This is a genomic window from Comamonas testosteroni, assembly GCF_014076415.1.
GTDB lineage: Bacteria > Pseudomonadota > Gammaproteobacteria > Burkholderiales > Burkholderiaceae_C > Comamonas > Comamonas testosteroni_F.
Genome location: NZ_CP043568.1, coordinates 2,896,729 through 2,919,021, shown reverse-complemented (window position 1 = coordinate 2,919,021; position 22,293 = coordinate 2,896,729). Strand labels below are relative to the sequence as shown.

At 55.4% G+C, this 22,293-nt stretch carries 22 protein-coding genes and 5 pseudogenes; 13 read left to right on the top strand and 14 right to left on the bottom strand.

From position 1 onward, the window contains the following. Positions 1-216 precede the first annotated feature (216 nt). Positions 217-1,041 carry a SprT-like domain-containing protein gene (locus F0P97_RS13240; protein WP_003055094.1) on the bottom strand — a complete coding sequence of 275 codons (825 nt, stop codon included), beginning with the start codon at positions 1,039-1,041 and terminating at the stop codon, positions 217-219. An 85-nt stretch (positions 1,042-1,126) separates the two neighbouring features. Between F0P97_RS13240 and F0P97_RS13235 the strand changes: the two genes are divergently transcribed. Together F0P97_RS13235 and F0P97_RS13230 are read left to right on the top strand one after the other, a co-directional pair. Continuing rightward, a complete protein-coding gene (locus F0P97_RS13235) occupies positions 1,127-1,342 on the top strand; it encodes a DUF2191 domain-containing protein (RefSeq protein ID WP_003055097.1) in 216 nt (71 codons plus the stop codon). Next, a complete protein-coding gene (locus tag F0P97_RS13230; protein ID WP_003055100.1) occupies positions 1,342-1,728 on the top strand; it encodes a type II toxin-antitoxin system VapC family toxin in 387 nt (128 codons plus the stop codon). Before F0P97_RS13235 ends, F0P97_RS13230 begins: the two co-directional genes overlap by 1 nt. A 52-nt stretch (positions 1,729-1,780) precedes the next feature. On the opposite strand, the pseudogene F0P97_RS13225 reads toward F0P97_RS13230, so the two are convergent. From F0P97_RS13225 to F0P97_RS13185, 9 genes and pseudogenes are all read right to left on the bottom strand, one after another. Next, positions 1,781-4,749 (bottom strand): annotated as a pseudogene (locus tag F0P97_RS13225) (Tn3 family transposase). Positions 4,750-4,751: 2 nt separating this feature from the next. Then, a complete protein-coding gene (locus F0P97_RS13220) occupies positions 4,752-5,312 on the bottom strand; it encodes a recombinase family protein (protein WP_003055107.1) in 561 nt (186 codons plus the stop codon). Between the two features lie 129 nt (positions 5,313-5,441). Beyond that, on the bottom strand, positions 5,442-5,654 hold the full coding sequence (locus F0P97_RS13215; protein WP_000993245.1) for a DUF3330 domain-containing protein: 213 nt from the start codon (positions 5,652-5,654) through the stop codon (positions 5,442-5,444). Between the two features lie 65 nt (positions 5,655-5,719). Continuing rightward, positions 5,720-5,956 carry a broad-spectrum mercury transporter MerE gene (gene merE, locus F0P97_RS13210; protein ID WP_003055146.1) on the bottom strand — a complete coding sequence of 79 codons (237 nt, stop codon included), beginning with the start codon at positions 5,954-5,956 and terminating at the stop codon, positions 5,720-5,722. Next, complete coding sequence (gene merD, locus F0P97_RS13205; RefSeq protein WP_001277463.1) at positions 5,953-6,318, bottom strand: mercury resistance co-regulator MerD; 366 nt, start codon at positions 6,316-6,318, stop codon at positions 5,953-5,955. The genes merE and merD overlap by 4 nt, the downstream gene beginning before the upstream one ends. 17 nt (positions 6,319-6,335) lie before the next feature. Beyond that, positions 6,336-8,018 (bottom strand): mercury(II) reductase, encoded by a 1,683-nt coding sequence (gene merA / locus F0P97_RS13200; protein WP_003055149.1) that lies wholly within the window; start codon positions 8,016-8,018, stop codon positions 6,336-6,338. A gap of 38 nt (positions 8,019-8,056) precedes the next feature. Continuing rightward, positions 8,057-8,464 carry an organomercurial transporter MerC gene (merC, locus tag F0P97_RS13195; protein WP_000522993.1) on the bottom strand — a complete coding sequence of 136 codons (408 nt, stop codon included), beginning with the start codon at positions 8,462-8,464 and terminating at the stop codon, positions 8,057-8,059. Positions 8,465-8,491: 27 nt separating this feature from the next. Further along, on the bottom strand, positions 8,492-8,767 hold the full coding sequence (gene merP, locus F0P97_RS13190; RefSeq protein ID WP_000732276.1) for a mercury resistance system periplasmic binding protein MerP: 276 nt from the start codon (positions 8,765-8,767) through the stop codon (positions 8,492-8,494). Between the two features lie 15 nt (positions 8,768-8,782). Further along, positions 8,783-9,133, bottom strand: coding sequence for a mercuric transport protein MerT (locus tag F0P97_RS13185; RefSeq protein ID WP_001294660.1), 351 nt, complete (start codon positions 9,131-9,133; stop codon positions 8,783-8,785). Positions 9,134-9,204: 71 nt separating this feature from the next. Between F0P97_RS13185 and merR the strand changes: the two genes are divergently transcribed. The 3 genes and pseudogenes from merR (at position 9,205) to F0P97_RS13170 (ending at position 11,684) form a co-directional block, all read left to right on the top strand. Then, positions 9,205-9,660: an Hg(II)-responsive transcriptional regulator gene (gene merR / locus F0P97_RS13180; protein ID WP_001166628.1), complete on the top strand. Its 456-nt coding sequence runs from the start codon at positions 9,205-9,207 to the stop codon at positions 9,658-9,660. Between the two features lie 54 nt (positions 9,661-9,714). Beyond that, positions 9,715-11,322, top strand: a pseudogene (locus tag F0P97_RS13175) (efflux RND transporter permease subunit); the annotation flags it as partial. Positions 11,323-11,345: 23 nt separating this feature from the next. Next, positions 11,346-11,684, top strand: a complete 339-nt coding sequence (locus tag F0P97_RS13170) for a copper-binding protein (RefSeq protein WP_003067087.1) — start codon at positions 11,346-11,348, stop codon at positions 11,682-11,684. 309 nt (positions 11,685-11,993) lie between these two features. On the opposite strand, the pseudogene F0P97_RS13165 reads toward F0P97_RS13170, so the two are convergent. Continuing rightward, positions 11,994-13,054: pseudogene (locus F0P97_RS13165) on the bottom strand (IS110 family transposase). Positions 13,055-13,184: 130 nt separating this feature from the next. Between F0P97_RS13165 and F0P97_RS13160 the strand changes: the two are divergent. Continuing rightward, a pseudogene (locus F0P97_RS13160) lies at positions 13,185-13,624 on the top strand (transposase); the annotation flags it as partial. Between the two features lie 22 nt (positions 13,625-13,646). On the opposite strand, the gene F0P97_RS27575 reads toward F0P97_RS13160, so the two are convergent. After that, complete coding sequence (locus F0P97_RS27575; protein WP_228744756.1) at positions 13,647-15,407, bottom strand: phosphoethanolamine transferase; 1,761 nt, start codon at positions 15,405-15,407, stop codon at positions 13,647-13,649. A 251-nt stretch (positions 15,408-15,658) separates the two neighbouring features. On the opposite strand from F0P97_RS27575, the gene F0P97_RS13150 reads away from it, so the two are divergent. Next, complete coding sequence (locus F0P97_RS13150; protein ID WP_182287045.1) at positions 15,659-16,048, top strand: CzcE family metal-binding protein; 390 nt, start codon at positions 15,659-15,661, stop codon at positions 16,046-16,048. A 79-nt stretch (positions 16,049-16,127) separates the two neighbouring features. Here F0P97_RS13150 and cadR read toward each other — a convergent pair whose 3' ends face one another. Beyond that, positions 16,128-16,574, bottom strand: coding sequence for a Cd(II)/Pb(II)-responsive transcriptional regulator (gene cadR, locus F0P97_RS13145; protein WP_080944588.1), 447 nt, complete (start codon positions 16,572-16,574; stop codon positions 16,128-16,130). 76 nt (positions 16,575-16,650) lie between these two features. Here cadR and F0P97_RS13140 point away from each other — a divergent pair, with 76 nt between their 5' ends. From F0P97_RS13140 to F0P97_RS13120, 6 genes are all read left to right on the top strand, one after another. Further along, positions 16,651-18,882: a heavy metal translocating P-type ATPase gene (locus F0P97_RS13140; RefSeq protein WP_003055024.1), complete on the top strand. Its 2,232-nt coding sequence runs from the start codon at positions 16,651-16,653 to the stop codon at positions 18,880-18,882. Between the two features lie 59 nt (positions 18,883-18,941). Beyond that, on the top strand, positions 18,942-19,124 hold the full coding sequence (locus F0P97_RS13135) for a hypothetical protein (RefSeq protein ID WP_003069802.1): 183 nt from the start codon (positions 18,942-18,944) through the stop codon (positions 19,122-19,124). Further along, on the top strand, positions 19,052-19,204 hold the full coding sequence (locus F0P97_RS28055) for a double zinc ribbon domain-containing protein (protein ID WP_223305788.1): 153 nt from the start codon (positions 19,052-19,054) through the stop codon (positions 19,202-19,204). The genes F0P97_RS13135 and F0P97_RS28055 overlap by 73 nt, the downstream gene beginning before the upstream one ends. A 182-nt stretch (positions 19,205-19,386) precedes the next feature. Next, positions 19,387-19,770 (top strand): flagellar basal body rod protein FlgB, encoded by a 384-nt coding sequence (gene flgB / locus F0P97_RS13130; RefSeq protein ID WP_003069800.1) that lies wholly within the window; start codon positions 19,387-19,389, stop codon positions 19,768-19,770. 148 nt (positions 19,771-19,918) lie between these two features. Beyond that, positions 19,919-20,653 carry a phosphatase PAP2 family protein gene (locus F0P97_RS13125; RefSeq protein WP_003069798.1) on the top strand — a complete coding sequence of 245 codons (735 nt, stop codon included), beginning with the start codon at positions 19,919-19,921 and terminating at the stop codon, positions 20,651-20,653. Next, complete coding sequence (locus F0P97_RS13120) at positions 20,622-21,023, top strand: diacylglycerol kinase (RefSeq protein ID WP_046462816.1); 402 nt, start codon at positions 20,622-20,624, stop codon at positions 21,021-21,023. Before F0P97_RS13125 ends, F0P97_RS13120 begins: the two co-directional genes overlap by 32 nt. A 696-nt stretch (positions 21,024-21,719) precedes the next feature. On the opposite strand, the pseudogene mntP reads toward F0P97_RS13120, so the two are convergent. Continuing rightward, positions 21,720-22,288 (bottom strand): annotated as a pseudogene (gene mntP / locus F0P97_RS13115) (manganese efflux pump MntP). Positions 22,289-22,293 lie beyond the last annotated feature (5 nt).

The window sequence follows — 22,293 nt, the reverse complement described above, 5'->3', positions numbered from 1 at the left end:
CGGACTGCTCTCAAAACGTTTGAGCGTGCCTGGGCAAGAGGCTGGGAATTATCTACTGTAGCGGGGCAGTCCAGTCGGTCCCCATACAGGAAACCGAATGATTGTCAGTTGTTCTTTCTAAGGCAAGCCAGAATGGAATGCAGGCAGATGTTAGCCAGTCCGGTCAAACGAGCGAAGTTTATGTGCGCGCTCGATGAATCTCCAGTCGTTGATGATTTATTGAACGTCAAAACTTTTTCTGCACTCACCACATATCAGCTTAATGCCCGGCTTTCCCCACACTGAGACCGGATTCTTGCATCCGCTGCAGCTGTATTTCACCCGATTGGATCTGTTGGCGGGCGTAGTAAGCACTCCGTCTTCCCCTGCAGTGGCGGCAACAGCTAAGCCCGTGGGCTTCACTGCCTCGGCGAGGGCAGGGATGCTGGCCATTGGAGGCTTGGTCCCTTCGATGCCTTGAATGTGGTTGGCCATGCTGGCTTGGCCAGCGATTACATGATCTGCAGAGGGGAATCGGTCGTACCAGCTGAGTGTGAAATTCGCGGTCAGCAGCTCGTCGCATGCAGCCAGGAAGCGGCCACCCTCGACGGCGTAGTCCGCCATGCTATCACCGGTTCGCGCACCACCAGGTTGCCCGGTAGAAGAGGGCATGAGCCCAATGCTTTCCATCTTTCGTGCCCATTCCTCGTTGTGATAGCGGCCTCGGCCTGGCTTGCCAAAGTGGTGCTGCCACAAGTGCGTCATTTCATGGACTTGGGTCTGGAGTGTTTCGATGATCGGTACGACCGCAAAGTAGGTCGGATTCATCGCGATCTCATCTGTGGTTGAGCCGTCCAACGAGGCAAAGCGAGCTGCAGAGAAGTAGCCGAAAGTCCGCTTTTCCCGCTGCAGCGTAATCAAGCAACTCGGGAGCTGCCCCCCAAACAGCCGCTCGTTGAAATGGTCGTAGGCCATCTGCAGCTCGTTGTAGGTTTCCTGCGTAGGTGCCAAGCGGGGTGAGGGCGTGGGCACAAGGTCAAGCTGGTTTGGCTGCTGGGTCATATTTGTATTGTGCAATACAAATTATCATTCGCAAACATCCCATTTGATGCGACAATGCATCAAACTTGATGTTAAAGGAGTAGCCATGAGATCGACCTTTACGATCGACGACGAAGTCGTGAACCGTGCCCGCGCTGTTGCAGCGCCCGGTATTGCTGTGCCTGAACTGGTACGCCTGGCACTTGAGACCTTCACTCGCGTCGAGGCAGGCAAGCGCTTGGCTGCCCTGGGCGGAAGCGCGCCAGACATGCCTGACGTGCCACGCCGTGGCAGCGCGGCAGAGGCAGAAGGCTCTCGCTGATGCCGGTGTCCGTTCTAGTCGATACATCGGTGTGGGTGAGGCATTTTCGGGAGGCCGACATTCACCTGCAGGAGCTCCTGTTGCAAGACAGCGTGCTGATGCATCCCATGGTGCATGCAGAGTTGGCCTGCGGCACGCCGCCAGCGCCGCGTGCCGATACGCTCGCAGCCCTGGCCATGCTGCGGCCGAGCCAGGAAGCTTCAATTCCCGAGACTTTGGCCTTCCTTGAGAAGAACAAGCTATTCGGTAAGGGCTGCGGCTTGGTCGATCTATCGCTGCTCGCCTCGACGCTAATCACACCAGGCGCTTTGCTTTGGACTGCAGATCGACGCCTTGCTGAGTTGGCCGCTCAGCTTGGCGTGGCCTATGCCATACCAACGCATTGAGAGTCGGGAAGCCCTTCTCGGGGTCGCCTCAGAAAACGGAAAATAAAGCACGCTAAGCCGGTTGCAACGGTCGTAGCGGCCTGAACTTGCCCGCGCCGATCTTGGCGCTGCTGCGCCAGAGGTAATCGCCGGTCAGGTTGATGTGTTCCCAGCCGAGCGGCGACAGGTATTGCAATAGCGCGTCATCGACAGCATGCCCGTTGCCACGCAACGCATGTGCTGCGCGCTCCAGATAGACCGTGTTCCACAACACGACGGCCGCCGTAACCAGGTTGAGGCCGCTGGCCCGGTAGCGCTGCTGCTCGAAGCTGCGGTCGCGGATTTCGCCCAGACGGTTGAAGAATACGGCGCGGGCCAGCGCGTTGCGCGCTTCGCCCTTGTTCAGTCCAGCGTGGACGCGGCGGCGCAGCTCCACGCTTTGCAACCAGTCCAGGATGAACAGCGTGCGTTCGATGCGCCCCAGCTCGCGCAGGGCGATGGCTAAGCCGTTCTGGCGCGGATAGCTGCCGAGTTTCCGAAGCATCAGCGAGGCTGTCACCGTGCCCTGCTTGATCGAGGTCGCCAGCCGCAGAATTTCATCCCAGTGGGCACGAATAGCCTTGATGTTCAGCCTGTCGCTGCTAATCATCGGTTTGAGCGCGTCATAGGCGGTATCCCCCTTGGGGATGAACAGCTTGGTGTCGCCCAGGTCACGGATGCGCGGCGCAAAGCGGAAGCCCAGGAGATGCATCAGGGCAAAGACGTGATCGGTGAAGCCTGCCGTGTCGGTGTAGTGTTCCTCGATGCGCAGGTCGGACTCGTGGTACAGCAGGCCGTCAAGTACATAGGTCGAGTCGCGCACGCCGACATTGACCACCTTGGTGTGGAACGGCGCGTACTGGTCGGATATATGGGTGTAGAAGGTTCGCCCAGGGCTGCTGCCATATTTCGGGTTGATGTGACCGGTACTCTCGGCCTTGCTCCCGGTTCGGAAGTTCTGGCCGTCCGACGATGACGTGGTGCCGTCGCCCCAGTGTTCGGCGAAGGGATGCCGGAATTGGGCGTTCACCAACTCGGCCAGCGCTGTCGAATAGGTTTCGTCGCGGGTATGCCAGGCTTTTAGCCAGGCGAGCTTGGCGTAGGTCGTGCCGGGGCAGGACTCGGCCATCTTGGTCAGGCCCAGGTTGATCGCGTCGGCCAGGATGGTGGTCAACAGCAGATTTTGTCCTTGGCCAGATCGCCCGATTTCAGGTGCGTGAAGTGGCGGGTGAAGCCCGTCCACTCATCGACTTCGAGCAGCAGTTCGGTGATCTTGACGTGTGGCAGGATCATGGCTGTCTGGTCGATCAGCGCCTGCGCGGTGTCGGGTACCGCCGCATCCAGCGGCGTGATCTTCAGGCCCGACTCGGTGATGATCGCATTCGGCAGGTCGTTGGCCGCTGCCATGCGGTTGACCGTGGCAAGCTGCGCTTCAAGCAGCGTCAGGCGGTCGTGCAGGTACCGGTCGCAGTCGGTGGCCACGGCCAGCGGCAATGCGCTGGACTGCTTGAGGCTGGCGAACTTCGCGGGCGGCACCAGGTAGTCCTCGAAGTCCTTGAACTGGCGCGATCCCTGCACCCAGATGTCGCCCGAGCGCAGCGAGTTCTTCAGCTCGGACAGCGCGCACAGCTCGTAGTAGCGCCGGTCGATACCCGCGTCAGTCATCACCAGCTTCTGCCAGCGCGGCTTGATGAAGTCGGTCGGGGCATCGGCAGGCACTTTGCGGGCGTTGTCGGTGTTCATGCCACGCAGTACCTCGATGGCATCGAGCACGTTCTTGGCGGCGGGTGCGGCCCGCAGCTTGAGCACGGCAAGGAATTCCGGCGCGTAGCGGCGCAAGGTGGCGTAACTTTCGCCGATGCGGTGCAGGAAATCGAAGTCATCGGGCTGAGCGAGCTTCTGCGCCTCGGTGACGCTTTCGGCGAAGGCATCCCAGGACATGACGGCCTCGATGGCGGCGAACGGATCGCGGCCAGCTTGCTTGGCCTCGATCAGCGCCTGGCCGATGCGCCCGAACAGCCGCACCTTGGCGTTGATCGCCTTGCCGGATGCCTGAAACTGCTGCTGATGCTTGTTCTTGGCGGCGTTGAACAGCTTGCCCAGGATGCGGTCGTGCAAGTCGATGATTTCGTCGGTGACCGTGGCCATGCCCTCGATGGCCAGCGCCACGAGGGTGGCGTAGCGCCGTTGCGGCTCGAACTTGGCTAAGTCGGCGGGCGTCATCTGGCCACCCTCACGGGCGATCTTGAGCAGGCGGTTCTGGTGCACCGACCGCTCGATACCGGAAGGCAGATCGAGCGCCTGCCACGCCTTGAGGCGTTCGATGTGTTCCAGCATGTGCCGCGAGTTCGGTTTAACCGGCGACTGGCGCAGCCAGGCCAGCCAGGTCGTCTTGCCGTTGTCCCGGCGCCTGAGCAGATCGTCGAGGCGGCGGCGATGCGTGTCCGACAGTGGTTCGGCCAAGGCATCATAGATGCGCCGGTTGGCGCGAGTGATGGCCTCGGCGCTAGCGCGCTCGATGGCGTTGAGCGCGGGCAGGATGATCGACTGTCGCCGCAGATGCTCAACCAAGGTTCTAGCCAGCACGATGCCTTTGTCGGTTTGCATGGCCAGGTCGGTCAGCGTGTGCACGGCCTGCCGGTAGTGGCTCATGGTGAACGGCTGGAAGCAAAACACCGTTTGCAGCTCGACCAGGTGCTCGCGCCGGGTCTGCTCCCGCTGCCCGTAGTCGTCCCAGCTTTCGACGCCGACCTTGAGCTGGTCGGCGACCAGTTTCAGTAGGGGCAAAGACGGCGCCTGATCGACACCAAGGAAGATTCCGGGAAAGCGCAGGTAGCAGAGCTGCACGGCAAAGCCCAAGCGATTCGCAGGCCCGCGCCGCTGGCGGATGATGGAGAGATCGGTATCGCTGAACGTGTAATGTCGAATTAGGTCGTCCTTGGTGTCCGGCAACGCCAACAGGCTTTCCCGCTCGGCGGCGGACAGTATGGAACGACGAGGCATATTTATTGATCCAATTTCAAGTATTGATACAGGGTCTCCCGGCTGACACCAAATTCACGGGCCAGCTTCGCTTTTTGCTCGCCCGCCGTGACGCGCCGTTTCAGTTCAGCAATCTGTTCACCGCTCAGAGACTTCTTTCGGCCTCGGTAGGCTCCGCGTTGCTTAGCGAGCGCGATGCCTTCGCGCTGCCGCTCACGGATCAAGGCCCGCTCGAATTCGGCGAATGCCCCCATGACCGACAGCATCAGGTTCGCCATCGGTGAATCCTCGCCGGTGAAGGTCAGGCTTTCCTTGACGAACTCGATGCGCACGCCGCGCTTGGTCAGCTTTTGTACGAGGCGGCGCAAGTCATCGAGGTTGCGCGCCAAGCGATCCATGCTGTGAACCACCACGGTGTCGCCTTCGCGCACGAAGGCCAGCAGCGAATCAAGCTCGGGCCGCTGGGTGTCCTTGCCCGACGCCTTGTCGGTGAACACCCTGCCGACTTCGACATGCTCCAGTTGCCGCTCCGGGTTCTGGTCGAAGCTGCTGACCCGGACGTAGCCGATGCGTTGACCCTGCAAGATACCTCCAAATACGAAAGTGTCAGGAAGAAATCTATGACCTTTCGCCGCAGGTGTCAAGAAACACAAAAGTTAACTCTATTCTGACGTTGCTGGGTGGCTTCTCCTGACATCAGGATAGGGTATGCCTCAATCTGACGGCTGCGAACCGCCAGGGACAGGCGCAATGTCAGATTCTGTCGCGGCCTTGGCGCGTGCCTGGAAGCGTTCATAGCAATCCAGCCCGCAGAAATGTTCGACGTATTCCGCGCCTTCCGGGGTGAAGGCGGCATCGAGCGGAATTTCTTTGCAGCATACGCAGCAGGTGGTGCAACTGGCAGTGTTCGGGGCGTTTGCGTTCATGGTGGTACTCCTCCAGATTGGTAGCGAAGCTCAAAGCTGCCCACTCTCGGCTGGCTGGGAAGCGGTCATGATCTTCCCTTGAAGGCCCGCAGCAGCCGCGTCACAGACAGGACAAACAAGCCGGTCAGCGTGAGGGCTGCAATACTCCAGTGCTCCCCGATGAACGCGCCGGCCGTCGTGCCGGCTAGCACAATGGCGAGAATCGGCAAATGGCAGGGACAGGTGAGCACGGCCAGCGCGCCCCACAAGTAGCCGGTGATCGGTTTGTGCGTCCCAGACGGCAAGTGCTCTGGGCTGTTCATGGCAGACTCTCCGCGTGCTGTGCCGGTTCGGTTGGCATGGCGGCCAGTTGCATTTCGAGGCTGGCCAGGGCCTCGCGCCGACGCTCGACGAGTTGCCGCAACACGGCAAGCTGCGCAGACGCACCGTCACCGTCCGCAGCATCCAGCGCCCGGCACAGCCGCGCCAGTGCGTCCAGGCCGATACCCGCTTCGAAGGCAGCCCGTACAAAGCGCAGCCGTTGCAACGCGGTGTCATCGAACAAGCCGTAGCCGCCCGTGGTGCACGCGACCGGCCGTAGCAATCCGCGCAGCAGGTAGTCGCGCACGATATGCACGCTCACCCCGGCATCAAGGGCCAGCCGGGACACTGTGTAGGCGCTCATTGAACACCTCCTTTTCCTCATCCGGCGCAGCACGAAAGCTGCTTCACGTCCTTGCTGAAGGTCTGCGCCGCGAGCTTCAGCCCTTCGACCATGGTCAGGTAGGGGAACAATTGGTCGGCCAGTTCCTGCACGGTCATACGGTTGCGAATGGCGAGCACCGCCGTCTGGATCAGTTCACCCGCTTCCGGGGCCACCGCTTGCACGCCGATGAGCCGTCCGCTACCTTCCTCGATGACCAGCTTGATGAAGCCGCGTGTGTCGAAGTTGGCAAGCGCACGCGGCACGTTGTCCAAGGTCAAGGTGCGACTGTCGGTCTCGATCCCGTCGTGATGTGCTTCCGCCTCGCTGTAGCCCACGGTGGCGACCTGCGGGTCGGTGAACACCACGGCCGGCATTGCGGTCAGGTCCAGGGCCGCATCGCCGCCAGTCATGTTGATCGCAGCACGGGTGCCGGCCGCTGCCGCCACATAGACGAACTGAGGCTGGTCGGTGCAGTCGCCAGCCGCATAAATGTGTGGCGTACTGGTGCGCATGCCCTTGTCGATGACGATGGCCCCCTGCGCATTGGCAGCGACTCCCGCCGCTTCCAATGCCAGGCTGCGCGTGTTCGGTGCCCTGCCAGTGGCGACCAGCAGCTGGTCGGCGCGTATTTCACCGTACCCGGTGGTCAGCACGAATTCGCCGTCCACATGCGCGACCTGGCTGGCTTGCGTGTGTTCCAATACCTTGATCCCTTCGGCACGGAACGCGGCTGTAACGGCCTCGCCGATGGCCGGGTCTTCGCGGAAGAACAGCGTGCTGCGTGCCAGGATCGTCACTTTGCTGCCCAGCCGGGCAAAGGCTTGCGCCAGTTCCAGCGCCACCACAGACGAGCCGATCACGGCCAGGCGCTCGGGAATGGTGTCGCTGACCAGGGCCTCGGTGGAAGTCCAGTAGGGTGACTCTTTCAGGCCCGGAATCGGCGGCACGGCCGGGCTGGCACCCGTGGCGACCAGGCAGCGGTCGAACGCCACCACACGCTCGCCGCCATCGTTTAAACGGACGGCAAGGCTCTGGTCGTCCTTGAAACGCGCTTCACCATGCAGCACGGTGATGGCCGGGTTGCTGTCCAGGATGCCTTCGTACTTGGCGTGGCGCAGCTCATCGACGCGCGCCTGCTGCTGGGCCAGTAGTTTGCTGCGATCAATCGCAGGCACAGTCGCCGCGATGCCACTGTCGAATGGGCTTTCACGGCGCAAATGGGCGATATGGGCAGCGCGGATCATGATCTTGGACGGCACGCAGCCGACATTGACGCAAGTACCGCCGATGGTGCCGCGCTCGATCAGCGTGACGTTCGCACCTTGCTCGACGGCCTTCAGCGCCGCCGCCATCGCGGCTCCGCCGCTGCCAATAACGGCGACGTGCAGTCCGTCCCCATCACCACCAGCCTTGTCGCCACCGCCCAGCCATCCCAGCGCCTTGCCAAGCAGTCTGCCCCGCGCTGAAGTGGATGGGGCATCGGCGGGTGTGGCCTTGTAGCCGAGGCCGGCCACAGCGGCGGTCAGCGCCTCTGGCGAGGTGCCGGGATCGGTGGCGAGTTGCGCGGAGCCTTTCGGGTAGGACACGAGCGCCGACAGCACGCCCGGCACTTTCTCCAGGGCGTCCTTGACATGTGTCGCGCACGAGTCGCAGGTCATTCCGGTGATATTCAAATACATTGCATCGTTCCTTTTCGTTTCGGCAACTGCCAATGCAGTTAGCCGTGTTTGGGTGGTAGTTCGCAGCGGCGGTTGGCCGGTGAGAGCAGATCCCAGATCGACACCCCGATCATCAAGGCCAGACCGACATAGAGGAGGTTCGCCGTCCACCAATTGCCAAAAAACAAGAGCATGGCCGCCAGCACGATGGCTGGGCCGACCATCCCGAGCAGGCTGCGGTACCATTGCCGATGACTCAGCCAGCCCAGTGCATTCGCCAGCAAAGCCACGACTGCGAACAGCGGCAGCAGCTTGGAGATAAACAACCCTTCGTATTCCTGTAGAAAGCCAAGGCCGATGGCCGCGCCCAGGCTGGCGATAGCCGGGAAACAGGCAGCGCATCCCATCGCGGAAACAACGCTGCCAAGCGCGCCAGCCTTGTCGGCAATGCGTGTAATCAGTCCCATGATCGCCCCAGGTTCGGGTTCAGTGGCTCACTGCTTGACGCTGGACGGATAGCCCGCGTCTCCGGTTGCCTTGGTCAGCTTCTGCACGCTGGTCTTGGCATCATCGAACGTGACAACCGCTTCGCGTGTCTCGAAGGTCACGTCAATTTTGCTGACGCCTTCGACCTTGGAAATCGCCTTCTTGACGGTGATCGGGCAGGTGGAGCAGGTCATGCCCGGTACGGACAGCGTGACGGTCTGGGTGGCGGCCCACACGGGGGCAACAACGGCAGCGAGGGCGAGGGCGGCAAACAGTTTTTTCATGATGAACTCCTGTGATTAATAGAAAAATGGCATGACGTAGGGAAATCCGAGCGCGACCAGGACCAGCGCGGCCACGATCCAGAAAATGAGCTTGTAAGTAGCTCGCACTTGGGGAATCGCGCAGACCTCACCCGGTTTGCAGGCTTGCGCCGGGCGGTAGATGCGCCGCCAGGCGAAAAACAGCGCGACCAGCGCTGCGCCGATGAAGATCGGGCGATAGGGTTCCAGCACCGTCAGGTTGCCGATCCATGCCCCGCTGAACCCCAAGGCGATCAAAACCAGCGGCCCCAGGCAGCAGGCCGACGCAAGAATGGCGGCCAGCCCACCGGCGAAGAGCGCGCCGCGCCCGTTTTGTGGTTCAGACATACGCTTGTCCTTTCAAATTTGGTTTGGATAGCTTAAGCTTACTTCCGTAGTTATGTACGGAGTCAAGCGATATGCAAATTAATTTTGAGAATCTGACCATTGGCGTTTTTGCCAAGGCGGCCGGGGTCAATGTGGAGACCATCCGGTTCTACCAGCGCAAGGGCCTGCTGCCGGAGCCAGACAAGCCCTATGGCAGCATTCGCCGCTATGGCGAGGCGGATGTAACACGAGTGCGGTTCGTGAAATCGGCCCAGCGGCTGGGCTTTAGCCTGGACGAAATCGCCGAGCTACTGCGGCTGGAGGATGGCACCCATTGCGAGGAAGCCAGCGGCCTGGCCGAGCACAAGCTCAAGGATGTGCGCGAGAAGATGGCCGACTTGGCACGCATGGAGGCCGTGCTGTCTGAACTGGTGTGCGCCTGCCATGCGCGGAAAGGGAACGTTTCCTGCCCGCTGATTGCGTCACTGCAAGACGGAACGAAGCTCGCTGCATCGGCGCGGGGGAGTCACGGGGTGACTACGCCTTAGCGTGCTTTATTTTCCGAATTCTGAGACGACCCCATCAACAGAAGCCCTATCGCCATTTACCGGCCTGCTTTGGAGTTGGTTTTGCGTTTTCCTAAGTCCACGCTGCTGGCAGCGGCATTGGCCCTGGCCATCACCGCAATTCCGGTCATGCGGCTGGGCGGTGAGTTCATGCCGCCGCTGGACGAAGGCGACCTGCTGTACATGCCCTCGGCGTTGCCTGGTATTTCGGTCTCAAAGGCCGCAGAGTTGTTGCAACAGACAGACCGGCTTATCAAAACAGTGCCCGAGGTTCAGCGTGTGTTCGGCAAGGCAGGACGAGCAGATACTGCGACCGATCCTGCGCCGCTGGAGATGTTCGAGACCACCATCCAGTTCAAGCCACGTGAGCAATGGCGTCCTGGCATGACCTCGGAGAAGCTGGTTGAAGAACTGGACCGGGTGGTCAAGGTTCCGGGTCTATCAAACGTATGGGTGCCCCCGATCCGCAACCGCATCGACATGCTGGCCACCGGCATCAAGAGTCCCGTCGGCATCAAGGTCGCCGGACCAGACCTCGCCACCATCGACAAGCTCGCGGCACAGATTGAATCCGCCGTGCGCGCAGTGCCTGGTGTTTCTTCCGCGTTGGCCGAACGCTTGACAGGGGGCCGGTACATTGACGTAGATGTGGACCGACAAGCCGCTGCACGGTTCGGACTTTCTGTGGCAGACGTGCAGGCGGTCATATCTACAGCCATCGGTGGTGAGAATGTCGGAGAAGTCATTCAGGGTCGAGAGCGCTTTCCGGTGAACGTCCGCTACCCGCGCGAAATCCGCGATTCACTGGAACGCCTGCGCAAGCTGCCTTTCGTGACAGACAAGGGTGCCACCGTGCTCCTGCAGGACGTCGCCAAGATCGTCATCGCAGAAGGCCCACCCATGATCCGCAGTGAAAACGCACGGCTCTCGGGCTGGGTCTATGTCGATGTACGTGGCCGGGACTTGCGCTCCGTCGTCCATGACATGCAAGCCATTGTTGCCAAGCAGGTGGCCATGCCTGCCGGCTATGCCCTGTCGTGGTCTGGCCAGTTCGAGTATTTGGAGCGGGCCACGGAACGCCTGAAAGTCGTCGTACCACTCACTCTGGCCGTCATCTTCATGCTGCTCTACGTCCTGTTTCGCAGTGGAGGCGATGCCGCATTGGTCATGGCAGCGGTTCCATTCTCGCTGGTCGGTGGGTTCTGGTTCATCTGGGCGCTCGGTCACGCGGTGTCGGTGGCCTCTGCCGTGGGGTTCATTGCCCTGGCCGGCGTTGCCGCCGAGTTTGGCGTCGTGATGCTCGTCTACCTGCAGAACGCCTGGAAACAGCATCTGGCCGCAGGCGAGCCGGACAATGAAGAGACGCTACTGGCCGCCATTCGCGAGGGCGCCGTCATGCGCGTGCGGCCGAAGGCCATGACTGTTGCCGTGGTTATGGCGGGCTTATTGCCCATCCTGATCGGACATGGCACCGGCTCTGAAGTCATGACCCGCATCGCTGCTCCCATGGTCGGCGGGATGGTCACGGCCCCGCTATTGAGCATGCTTGTCATCCCCGCTGCCTGGTACTTGATCCATCGGAAGCGCCCCATCACTAAACACCACTCTCCGAACCTTAAAGCGTCCTCAGTCGAGGCTTCATAACCATTTTTTTGAAAGAAAGACCCATGAAAACAACTCACTTACTTGCCGCAGCCCTCACATGTGCAGCGTTCACAACAGTCCATGCTCAGGACGTGAAAATGCCAAAGAAGCCAGCTGCAAGTGCATCAGCTTCCACCATGCCCTTAGTTGATGGTGAAGTCCGCAAGGTTGACATCCAAAAGAACCTTGTCGTCCTGCGTCACGGAGATATTCCGAACCTGGCGATGCCGGCCATGACCATGGGCTTCGAGGTATCCGATAAGAAGATGCTCGACGGCTTAAAGGTTGGCGATAAGGTGAAGTTCCAAGCAGAGTCGATCAATGGCAAAGCTATGGTCACGGAATTGAAACCGAACCATTGATAGAAGAAGGGACTGTCATTGGCGTTGTTGCACTACAGGGACTTCCCGTCAACGCAAGCGCTGATCAGTAACTTTTGACTAACCTGACTGCCAAGACGATCAAGGTGCTTGAAACGAGAAACAGACTGCACATCTACAGACGGTGTTAGGCACGAGGTGTGCGCCCCCTGAAACAAACCGCGCAGCAGGGTGCTATTCAAATCTCGTGACGTATTGCGACTCACAATGCAACAACCGAGCTTGCCTGCTGCTGATCTAACCTGTTCATTGCATCTTTGATTTCACGTCTGGCATGTTGAAGTGCTTGCCTCAGGCAACGGCAGAAATGGGTGGTCTAGGGCGTTCGCTGGCATGGCCTGCGTTACAGGTGCGCTCCTGTGTCATGAGCGCCCACAGGATGCGTGCATTTTTGTTGGCTAAAGCCACGGCGGCCTTTTGCCAGCCACTGCGCGGCCTCAAGGCCATTACCGATTGGGAGATAGGGTCGAGGTTGTGTTTGCCGGTCAGCACTACGGCCTTGGCTCCTTACACCAGCAAAGTGCGCAGGTAACTATCGCCTCGCTTGGTGATGGCTCCGAGGTTGAATTTGCCTCCGCTGGAATTCTGTCTGGGCGTCAACCCAAGCCAGGCGGCAAACTGTGCACCCTTCCTAAACTGCTTGAAGTCGCCGACCATCGCTAATGCAGTGAGTGATCCCAAGCCCTTGATGGCGGCAGCTCGCTGCACCTGGGCATCTTCTTCACAGTGAGCTGTAATACGCTGCTCACACCAGTGAAGATGTTCATCGAGCTCTTGTCAATGCATGAGTGCACGCTGTAGCGCAATGCGGGCTGCGCCTGCGAGGTCATTGCTCGCATCTTCCAAGATATCGTGCAAATAGGTGCGCAAGCCTCTGGGGCTTTGCGGCAGGACGATGCCAAACTCGGCGAGCATTTCTCGAATACGTTTGATGCATGCTGTGCGTTCCTCATTGACCCTTCGCGCGGCTGATGCACACATAGTATGCCCTGCTGCTCTGAAGTCTTAACGGGAACAAGGCGCATCTGAGGACGGCTGGCTGCCTCGCAAATGGCAGCGGCATAATTGGCATTTTGTTTCCGCTCTTGCCCTGCAAGCGATAGGGTGCAACCAATGCTGCTGCCATCATGCGTGCATCCAAGTCCATGCGCAGCAACTGCCGAACACCAGTGGTGCGCACCACCGCAAGCCTCCATGACCATCAGGCACCCTGCAGGTAATTGCGCACACCATGCCAAGAACTTGCTGCGCTGGATGGCCCGGTTAGTGACCATCCTCCCTTGAGCATTGACTGCATGGGCCTGCAGCACATTCTTTGCGAGATCTACCCCAACACGGACGATGTTTTGCATGGCACGACTCCTGATGAATGACGAAGAAATTGGCTTGCCGATCCAACGTGACACTGCGTATCCAGCAGACCAAGATGGCGGGAAGTCCTTCGTATTCAAATTGCCGGCTAAGGTTAGGTAGCCTCGTGCGATGTGTCAGTCCCCGTCGTCCAAACCCCGCTATCGCACCACCAACTGGAAGCAATACAACGCAGCGCTCAAAGCGCGGGGCTCACCGACCATCTGGCTGGACAAGGGCATGGCTGGTTTGCAGCTGCCAGCGGCAAACGCGGGCACAGCCCGAAGTTCTCCGATGCGGCCATCCAGTACGGCCTGACCATCAAACCTCTTTGGATTGACCTTGCGGCAGACCACATGCTTTGTTCTGACACTACTGGCGTTGTCTGGACTGCTGTGACCAGTTCCCGACTTCAGCACGTTGTGCAACCGCCAACGCAGTCTTACCGGTCCAGCTCCGCCGGCCTGCGCCTACTGGTCGACTCCACGGACATCAAGTTCCTGGACGAAGCCGAGTGGAAGTGCAAAAAGCATGGGCCAGAGTGTCGCCGCCAAGTTGCCGAACTGCACATTCGAGCCGTCATCCCCAATCGGTTTACTGAACTGGGCTGCCCGCAGACGGTGGCTGTGGCCTAGCCACGCCTGGGGTTGGGGAAATCTGGCCTGGGGCTGATATGTGCAACAACGCCCCAGTTATTGGGTCTTTTATAGGTAAGCTTGGGCTAACCCAGCTATAGCTTGGGTTGATAATACTTCGAGATGGCTCGTAACTATTCCATCTTAATGCCATTAGATCCGACATGGTCCAAGCGAGCCAGTCAGCTCTAAATGGTCTATCAGATATAATTTTAGAAGCAACATCAGTTCCAGTCGATGTCCAAATTATTGTGGGGATTTTATAACCGGATGCAGTACTTGGACTGTGACCAACTTTATTTGTTTGATGCCCAACTTCTTGTCCGTGATCTGATACGTAAATAATGGACTTATAGTCATCTGCACTGGATGGGGAACTTCTTAATTTTTCAAAGACAGATGAAACTACAGTGTCTTGATAAAGAATAGCGGAATCGTAGTCATTTCTAAACTGCTGAACCCACATTGATCGTTCAGCCGCCGACATTATTTTTGATACTTCATCATCGGGAAAATTCGGTTGATTCTCTGGGTACCGGAGTCGATAATGAGGATGAGCTCCCAGCATATGTAAAACAATCAATTTTTGAGGGTGTGAATCTTTCAGGGCACTCTCATACGAAGGCAGTAAAATTTCATCAAGTGAATTGCTGGATCTCCCTGGCTTATTATTTTCCATGGAAACCACGTCGGCCATGGCAGCATGCTTCTGCGTAATTGCAATATCATCATGGTTGCTTATCCACCAAGTCTTATATCCTGCTTCTTTTGCGAGGGCAATTATATTTAATTTTTTATCTCCTTCGCCAGTTGTGAAGTTCATCATGCTATCAATGGCAGGAATAGTAGTTGCTTCCGTGGACCATGAATTACGAATGACGAGAAATTTATCGCCTATATCTTTTTGAAGCTTTTCAAGCCTTGGTGTCGTATTTCTTTCGTAGCCATAAATACCCATGTTATCTCGATTTATGCTCTCGGAAATAATAAGAACTACGGTGGATTTGTCTTTTCTAGCAATCGAAGGAATCTCACTTTTTGCTGACCTTTGTGCTAAGGCGCGCTCTTTTCCATATGATGCCCAGCTATCTTTCGTATTCTTTACGGATCCAGCTAAATTAGACCAAAAAATTAGAGGATTTATCCTTCTCCATGGTTTGCTGATGTATGAAACGGCGGATATCAAAATGATGATGGATAAAGCAATCAGCTCAATCTTCGAGACCTTCGTTCTTTTTCTTGCCCCTTTTAAAGATAACCAGAGAGCAACACCCGCTGAAATAAATAAAATAATGCTAGATCCACTGAAATCACGGATGTGTGTGGAGATATAGCCTCCAATTTCCGATGTATTTGTGTTAGCAAGTGCACTTACCACCATCGTACTATCTGGCGCAGCAGCATACATTGAGATGAGATGCGCTCGGACGGCTGAGTCTAATAGAAATACAAGAACAAAACTCCAAACAATAAATGCTCTAATTAGATTTAATCTAGAGTTATTGATTGGAATTAGTAATAATAATAGAGTCGGTATAAGTAGGACGCTTATCTGTAATATTTTTCTGCCTTCATATCCTAGAGATGCAAAAACAAATTGCATCACAAGCAGAGCAATAATAGTTACCCATAGCTTATGGCGATCGGTAGATTTTTGAAACAACAATGCTATTCTTGACCGGTGAGATTTAAGATTCTCTTCGGATGCTGGTGCGCTCATAGAAATCCTATTAACCCTAATGGAAATATCGAAATTCGATTTGAAATAGGGGCACAGAACTCTATGTGTGCAATACCGACAGAAATCTGACATCCAGATTACATTTTAGTAATCAGGTTAATTTACGCTGTAGATTACAAAAGTATCATGTTGCAGACTATATTGCGTAACGTGCCTGTCTATATATTTGATGTGTCTGGGCAGAAAGGCGCTCAGACACTCTTCAAGTAATTGATCAAGGACTCTTCATCATGAAAACTAATCTCGCAATTCTGGCTTCGATCCTGCTGTCCTCAGCCACCGTCGTGATGACAGCATCGGCAAATGAAAGCAGTTTCGTCGGTCAGTCTGGAAGCACGACTGCAAAGACCAACTCGACTACACGCGGTGCAGACAAAACATTTGGACGAGCAGGTGCTGCGTCTCAGGTCACACGCGTTGTTGACACAACACGAAGCACTCAATATCTCAATCTTGTGTGTGGAGAGACGGTCGCGTTCACCAATGGTGGGGAACAGTTCATCTGGAAATTTGATGTGATGGGTCACAGGCCCATCGAGTTGTCGAAGATCGCACCTGCCGCGTTTGCAGGCAGCACGCTAAAGATCTACGTTGCAAACAATGAGCTCGAACGCCATTGAATGCTCCTCTTGATTACCACAATAGAAAGCGATGAGCGCCTGCCGCATCCACTCGGTCAATTGGTCGGCGCATGGCTCCCTAGTGCGCGCCGTCGATATGGCGCTGGGGGCGAGTAGACGCGCTGCTTGTCGTGGAGCCTGTCTCCAGTCTTGAGAGAACGCCGCATTCAGAAAGCGCCTTTGGAGCGCTGCAGCTTGCACGAATGGTCTGGAGTTCAGTGAGGAGAGCATTCAGTTCCTGAATGCGATGAGTGACATGTTCTATGTGTGTGTCCAAGAGTGCATTGACTTCCGCACAGTCCTTCGCAGATGACTCGCGTAGCAAGAGCAAAGCACGTACTTCATCAAGTGTCATATCCAGTGATCGGCAGCGTCGAATGAAGGCAAGTTGGCCTATGTGCTCCGTCGAGTACATCCGGTAGTTGTTTTCAGCTCTAGCAGCCGAAGGCAACAACTTCTCGCGTTCATAAAAGCGAATGGTCTCAACCGCCGTACCAGTGACCTCAGCCAGTTCACCAATCTTCATGGACCACCTCGAAATGAGTTGACTCTATACCAACTACAGGGTTTTAAATTGCCACATGGTCAACAGGAGATCGAGTATGAAGCACCCAAACATTGATGACAACACGCTTAGTACCGCCACAACGGATTGCTGCAGCTCACACACTACCCCGAGCCCGGTGGCAGCTCCGTTGGATAGAGGGCTAACTTACCGCATTCCGACAATGGACTGCGCGGGCGAGGAAGCTGAGATACGTCGTGCACTTGAACCAATTCCAGGTATCCGGGGACTCCGATTCCAGCTCTCGCAGAGGACTCTCAAAATTGACGCGGACACTGATGCCCTTGCTGCCGCATTGTTGGCCATCACTGAAGCCGGCTTTGAGCCAAAGCTGATCTCATCAAACACGGCGGACTCAAGCCATGCGGCTGGAGATGGCCACGACCATGAGCTTGTGCGTGGCACAACTCCAAAGTTGGTCGCGGCGCTTGCTCTTGCTATCGCTGCTGAAGGTGTCGGCTACTTCGCGCCAGAAACCATGGCTTGGAAAGTCGCCGGCTTTGCGGTCGCCGCGATTGCGATTTGGCTTGCGGGCTTTGACGTCTATAAAAAAGGGTTTGGAGCACTTCGTCGTGGCAAGCTGAACATCAATGCATTAATGACTGTTGCAGTGACTGGTGCGTTCGTCATCGGTCAATGGCCTGAAGCGGCGATGGTGATGGCGTTGTATGCCATCGCCGAGGCAATCGAGGCGAGAGCAGTCGATCGGGCCCGCAATGCCATTCAGGGGTTGCTTGCGATGGCTCCGGACCAAGCATCGGTTCTCCAAAGTGACGGTAGTTGGCTAACCGTCGCAGTTGCACAAATCGCAGTGGGCTCGACGCTGCGAGTCAAGCCAGGTGAGCGCGTTCCTATGGATGGAGTCGTTCAGACAGGACAAACGAGCATCAACCAGGCCCCCGTAACTGGTGAAAGTATCCCCGTTGACAAGGCGGCGGGTGACCCAGTGTTTGCAGGCACCATCAACGAGTCTGGAACCTTTGAGTTTGAAGTTACTGCATTGGCCTCCAACTCGACGTTGGCGAGGATTATTCATGCCGTTGAGCAAGCACAAGCGACTCGAGCGCCTACTCAGGGGTTCGTTGATCGATTTGCTGCAATTTACACACCTGCAATTTTCGTTATCGCCGTCGTCGTAGCATTGGTAGGCCCCTGGCTACTCGGCTGGACGTGGATGCAGGCCGTCTATAAGGCACTGGTTCTGCTAGTTATTGCTTGCCCCTGCGCACTCGTAATTTCCACACCAGTGACGATTGTGAGCGGCTTAGCGGCAGCAGCCCGCCGTGGTATTTTGATCAAAGGCGGTATCTATCTGGAAGAGGCGCGCAAGCTTAAGGCAATCGCGCTGGACAAGACCGGAACAATTACCGAGGGCAAGCCGCGCCTTGTGGACTGGTCGTTGGTTGATGCCGCGAGCAGCCTTGATACCGCGGAGTCGGTGGCAGCAGCTCTCGCTGGCCACTCAGATCATCCTGTGTCGCGCGCCATCGCAGCGGGCCTGAAGCCTAACAACGCAGACATTCAGAACTTCACGGCACTTGCTGGACGAGGTGTGCAGGCCGAACTGAGTGGAACAGTCTATGTACTAGGGAATCATCGCTTGATTGAGGAACGTGGCCAATGCTCCTCAGAGCTTGAAGCCACGCTCAAGCGGCATGAAGAATCCGGCCGTACTGTCACATTGCTTGCCGACCCGGAACGAGTCATCGCACTGTTTGCAGTTGCCGACACGATTAAGGGCTCCTCTCGTGAAGCTATATCTGAATTGAAAGCGCTTGGTATCACCCCAGTCATGCTGACTGGAGATAACCAAGCCACCGCCTCTTCAGTAGCCAGTGAAGCTGGTATCGAGCAAGCACGAGGAAACTTGTTGCCGGAGGACAAGCTAGCTGCCATCAAAACGCTCCAGGGCCAATATGGACTCACAGCAATGACGGGCGACGGTATCAATGATGCCCCAGCGCTGGCCCAAGCAGACGTCGGGGTTGCCATGGGTGCCGCCGGTACAGATACCGCTATGGAAGCAGCCGACGTCGTCGTGATGAATGATGACTTGCGAAGGATTGCTGAGACAGTGAAGCTGTCTCGATCCACCCATGCGATCCTTTGGCAAAACATCACTCTTGCTCTTGGCATCAAGGCCGTATTTCTAGTCTTGGCAGTGTTCGGGAATGCATCCATGTGGATGGCGGTATTCGCAGATATGGGGGCAAGTCTCCTAGTTGTAGTCAATGGGCTAAGGCTGCTTGGAAAAGTGCCCAAGTCCTGAATTCGACAGAGAGTTTTCGTGTGCACTAGCTTGAATTGTGAGGATAGTTATGAGCTTTTTTGAACGCCTACTCGGAGGCCATCACCGATCTGGTGGCGATCATCATGGGAATGGTCATCATCAAAAACGGACACCCGCCTCCTACAACGATCCAGGAGTGTCCGGTGGGATCATTTGTCCTAACTGCCGAACTCAAAGCTCTCCCCAAGCACGGTTCTGTCAACAGTGCGGAAGCGGCCTAGCCCCCCAGGCCTGCAACGCATGCGGCGTGCAGATGGCGCTTGGATCGCGTTTTTGCTCAAACTGCGGAAAGTCTGCTTAGAACTTAGGGAGAGCAGATGATCGGCTGGGTGATCTCTGTTCTCCTGAGATCTCAGATTACAAGAAGGTGTCAGAAATGTAATCTTCAGACCATGTAAATGGCTGAATAGTGTCAAAAATGTAATCTTGCTGAGAGGACAACTTCGCTACCATTGAAGCTTCGAAATTTACTAGAAAAATCCTATGGATTCTCTTAGATTCGAGGATGCCGCTCTATATCTTAGAGTTAAGAGGATGGAAGTATTAGCAAGCAATATTGCGAATGCTGACACTCCTGGATACCAAGCGAAAGATATAGACTTCAAGGCTGCGCTTGAAGAGACGCAAAGGCAAATGCTGACAGTGCAGTCTACGAATAAGTCCCACCTTGGGAACATTGCTCCAACATCAATTGATCCTCAGATTGCATTTCGCCCTGTCTCTCAGAATGCAATGGATAGAAATACGGTTGATCTCGATCAAGAGAGGGCATCATTTACAGCTAATGCTATTCGTACACAATTCGCTATGAATCAAGCTGTCGATGAATATGTAGAGATGGGGCAAATGCTGTCGAAATTAGTTTAATTTTATTTAGTTGGTCATTCATAGAGCGCATTTATTTGCGCTCTTTTTTTAATTCTGGTAGTAGAAGAATAAAATTCGCGACAAAGTAGTTGCCAACTATTTCGTTGGTTGAAATAATGAATATTTTCAAAAAGTGACAAGCTGGAAGATGCCAAATAATATAAATAGAGAATTCTTTGTAAATCACTTACTGATTCCGATTACTTTCCTGGCGCTAATTTTTTATTATTTCATGTATCTTGGAGGGGACTTTTTCTTTGCCGAGAAAATATATGCCCTGCAGGGTTATGAATGGTCTTTGAATGATCATTGGGTTACAAACAAATTGCTTCATAAGGGTGGGAAGCATCTGAGCACCCTAGCAATCGTTGTGATCATTGCACTATATATATTTGTACTTGCCTCCAAATCTGAACAGCGGAAAAAATGGCGGTCCCCATTGCTTTACCTGATTTTATCCAGTTTGGTCAGTGTAATTTTGGTGAGCCTTCTTAAGGTATTGACAAATATGGATTGCCCGTGGAACTTAAATCAATTTGGTGGCGATCGCCCTTTTATTGGTCTTTTCGAACACAGGCCTCAAGAGATGGGGAGCGGAAAATGCTTTCCGGCTGGTCATGCGAGCGCTGGCTATGCCTGGGTTGGTTTATATTTCTTCTTTAAGATGATCATCCCTAAGTATCGATGGTTAGGATTGCTGTGCGGCATTATGGTTGGATTGACATTTGGTATCTCTCAACAATTGAGAGGAGCCCATTTCATTTCTCATGACATTGTCACGATTCTCATTTGTTGGTTGATCGCCACTCTTTTGTTTATATTCTTTAGTATCAAGAAATATACTGTTAAAAATGAAAAACAACTCAAAATCCAACATCTTTAATAATATTCAAAAGAATAGAAAAGGATTTTCTAGAGTCTGGCATGCATCAAAATACTCATGGTCAGGCATAAAAGATGCGTGGCTAGAGCCTGCATTCCGCCTTGAGGTAATATTATTTGTGATTTCGCTTCCATTGGCTCAATTGATTGGGAGATCCATGATGGAAAAATTGCTCCTGATCTCTTGTATCTGGTTTTTGATGATAGTTGAGGTAATTAATTCTGCGATAGAGTCCGCAATAGATAGAGTAGGACTTCAACATCACGAACTTTCCAGGAAAGCCAAAGATTTGGGAAGTGCCTCCGTATTAATGACAATTATTTTTTGTCTGATAATCTGGTCTTCTTTAATTTATAAAAACTTTATTTAATTTTCTGCCTAACAGCTGGAATGCATTACAGGGATGCAGCTCATGCATCGCTTAACATGCGTCTTCACGCTTACAGGGTGATGCCAACTCTTGTTCGTCGGGCAAAGCATCCAATATGTCCGCTCATGCCTCGCGAAGATTTCACGGATTTCTGCGCGCGGTGAGGCCGGCTGCTTTTTGCAGTGGCATCGTGTTGCCCGTGACGGAAAGACCGATGAAGGTGATCCTGCACTGAGCAGCAGAGCTTTAACTCGATGCAAAGTTTGCAATGCCTGCGATGAGCTTCGCCATATGTATCGCTCCTCCCGGTGGTTTTGAACTGACTGACCAGAGGCACCCTTGAGTGTTTAAAGCATGTGCCGCGCCTGAGAAACTTGGGCTTGGCGTGATCGCACCTGTGGGCGCAGTGGATGATCGCCGGTGTAGGCTCGGTGCCGGTCACGCTGGCCGAAGCGGCTTTACTGAACCTTTCTACTTGTGGCTGTACTCCTCAGTGCCACAAAGGGTCCGAGCCTTCATATCTGTGCTGAATTTGCTCTGCTCCAAACAGAAGCGGAGCCAGTTGTAGGCAAGGAAGATACTACTGGCTAGGGCAAAAGTGGACCGCTCCTGCCCTAGCTCACTGCCTACTCTGACTGTACTGAGTGGCCGACCCCACTCGAACTGAAGCTGGCATCTAAATCTCAATCAATTGAATTAGATAGCGACTAAATGTTCGTACAAAATGATCGAGCCAATACCGATCAGCAGGACACCGCCGATGGCTTCGGCCCAGCGCCCAGCAATATTCCCCAGTACACGCCCGACCATCACGCCCAACGTCACCATTGCGAATGTTGCGAAGCCGATAGCGAGAGCAACGGTGGCGATGCTTACGTCCAGAAAAGCAAGTCCTACGCCCACGGCCATGGCATCAATGCTTGTTGCAAATCCAGTTGCAACTAATAGCCGAAGCCATGTCGTGCAGGTTTGCTGGGCTCTTCACCATCAGGCACTTTGATTGCCCCGATCAGCATTCTTCCACCTAGCACCAGAAGCAGCACAAAGGCGATCCAGTTGTCCCAGGCCTTGACGTAATCTGAAGCCGCATAGCCGAGCGCCCAGCCTACCAAAGGTGTGATGGCTTCGATGACACCGAAGATGGCGCCAGTCCTTAATGCTTCAGACCAGCGCGGTTTGAGTAGCGCAGAACCTTTGCCGACGGCTGCGGCAAAGGCATCGGTGGACATGGCAAAGGCCAGGAGCAAGATAGAAGCGGCATTCATGGGGA

Coding starts and splice junctions, on each gene's coding strand:
- F0P97_RS13240 (WP_003055094.1), bottom strand. CDS start 1,041: ATGACCCAGCAGCCAAACCAGCTTGACCTTGTGCCCACGCCCTCACCC.
- F0P97_RS13235 (WP_003055097.1), top strand. CDS start 1,127: ATGAGATCGACCTTTACGATCGACGACGAAGTCGTGAACCGTGCCCGC.
- F0P97_RS13230 (WP_003055100.1), top strand. CDS start 1,342: ATGCCGGTGTCCGTTCTAGTCGATACATCGGTGTGGGTGAGGCATTTT.
- F0P97_RS13215 (WP_000993245.1), bottom strand. CDS start 5,654: ATGAACGCAAACGCCCCGAACACTGCCAGTTGCACCACCTGCTGCGTA.
- merE (WP_003055146.1), bottom strand. CDS start 5,956: ATGAACAGCCCAGAGCACTTGCCGTCTGGGACGCACAAACCGATCACC.
- merD (WP_001277463.1), bottom strand. CDS start 6,318: ATGAGCGCCTACACAGTGTCCCGGCTGGCCCTTGATGCCGGGGTGAGC.
- merA (WP_003055149.1), bottom strand. CDS start 8,018: ATGTATTTGAATATCACCGGAATGACCTGCGACTCGTGCGCGACACAT.
- merC (WP_000522993.1), bottom strand. CDS start 8,464: ATGGGACTGATTACACGCATTGCCGACAAGGCTGGCGCGCTTGGCAGC.
- merP (WP_000732276.1), bottom strand. CDS start 8,767: ATGAAAAAACTGTTTGCCGCCCTCGCCCTCGCTGCCGTTGTTGCCCCC.
- F0P97_RS13185 (WP_001294660.1), bottom strand. CDS start 9,133: ATGTCTGAACCACAAAACGGGCGCGGCGCGCTCTTCGCCGGTGGGCTG.
- merR (WP_001166628.1), top strand. CDS start 9,205: ATGCAAATTAATTTTGAGAATCTGACCATTGGCGTTTTTGCCAAGGCG.
- F0P97_RS13170 (WP_003067087.1), top strand. CDS start 11,346: ATGAAAACAACTCACTTACTTGCCGCAGCCCTCACATGTGCAGCGTTC.
- F0P97_RS27575 (WP_228744756.1), bottom strand. CDS start 15,407: ATGAGCGCACCAGCATCCGAAGAGAATCTTAAATCTCACCGGTCAAGA.
- F0P97_RS13150 (WP_182287045.1), top strand. CDS start 15,659: ATGAAAACTAATCTCGCAATTCTGGCTTCGATCCTGCTGTCCTCAGCC.
- cadR (WP_080944588.1), bottom strand. CDS start 16,574: ATGAAGATTGGTGAACTGGCTGAGGTCACTGGTACGGCGGTTGAGACC.
- F0P97_RS13140 (WP_003055024.1), top strand. CDS start 16,651: ATGAAGCACCCAAACATTGATGACAACACGCTTAGTACCGCCACAACG.
- flgB (WP_003069800.1), top strand. CDS start 19,387: ATGGATTCTCTTAGATTCGAGGATGCCGCTCTATATCTTAGAGTTAAG.
- F0P97_RS13125 (WP_003069798.1), top strand. CDS start 19,919: ATGCCAAATAATATAAATAGAGAATTCTTTGTAAATCACTTACTGATT.
- F0P97_RS13120 (WP_046462816.1), top strand. CDS start 20,622: ATGAAAAACAACTCAAAATCCAACATCTTTAATAATATTCAAAAGAAT.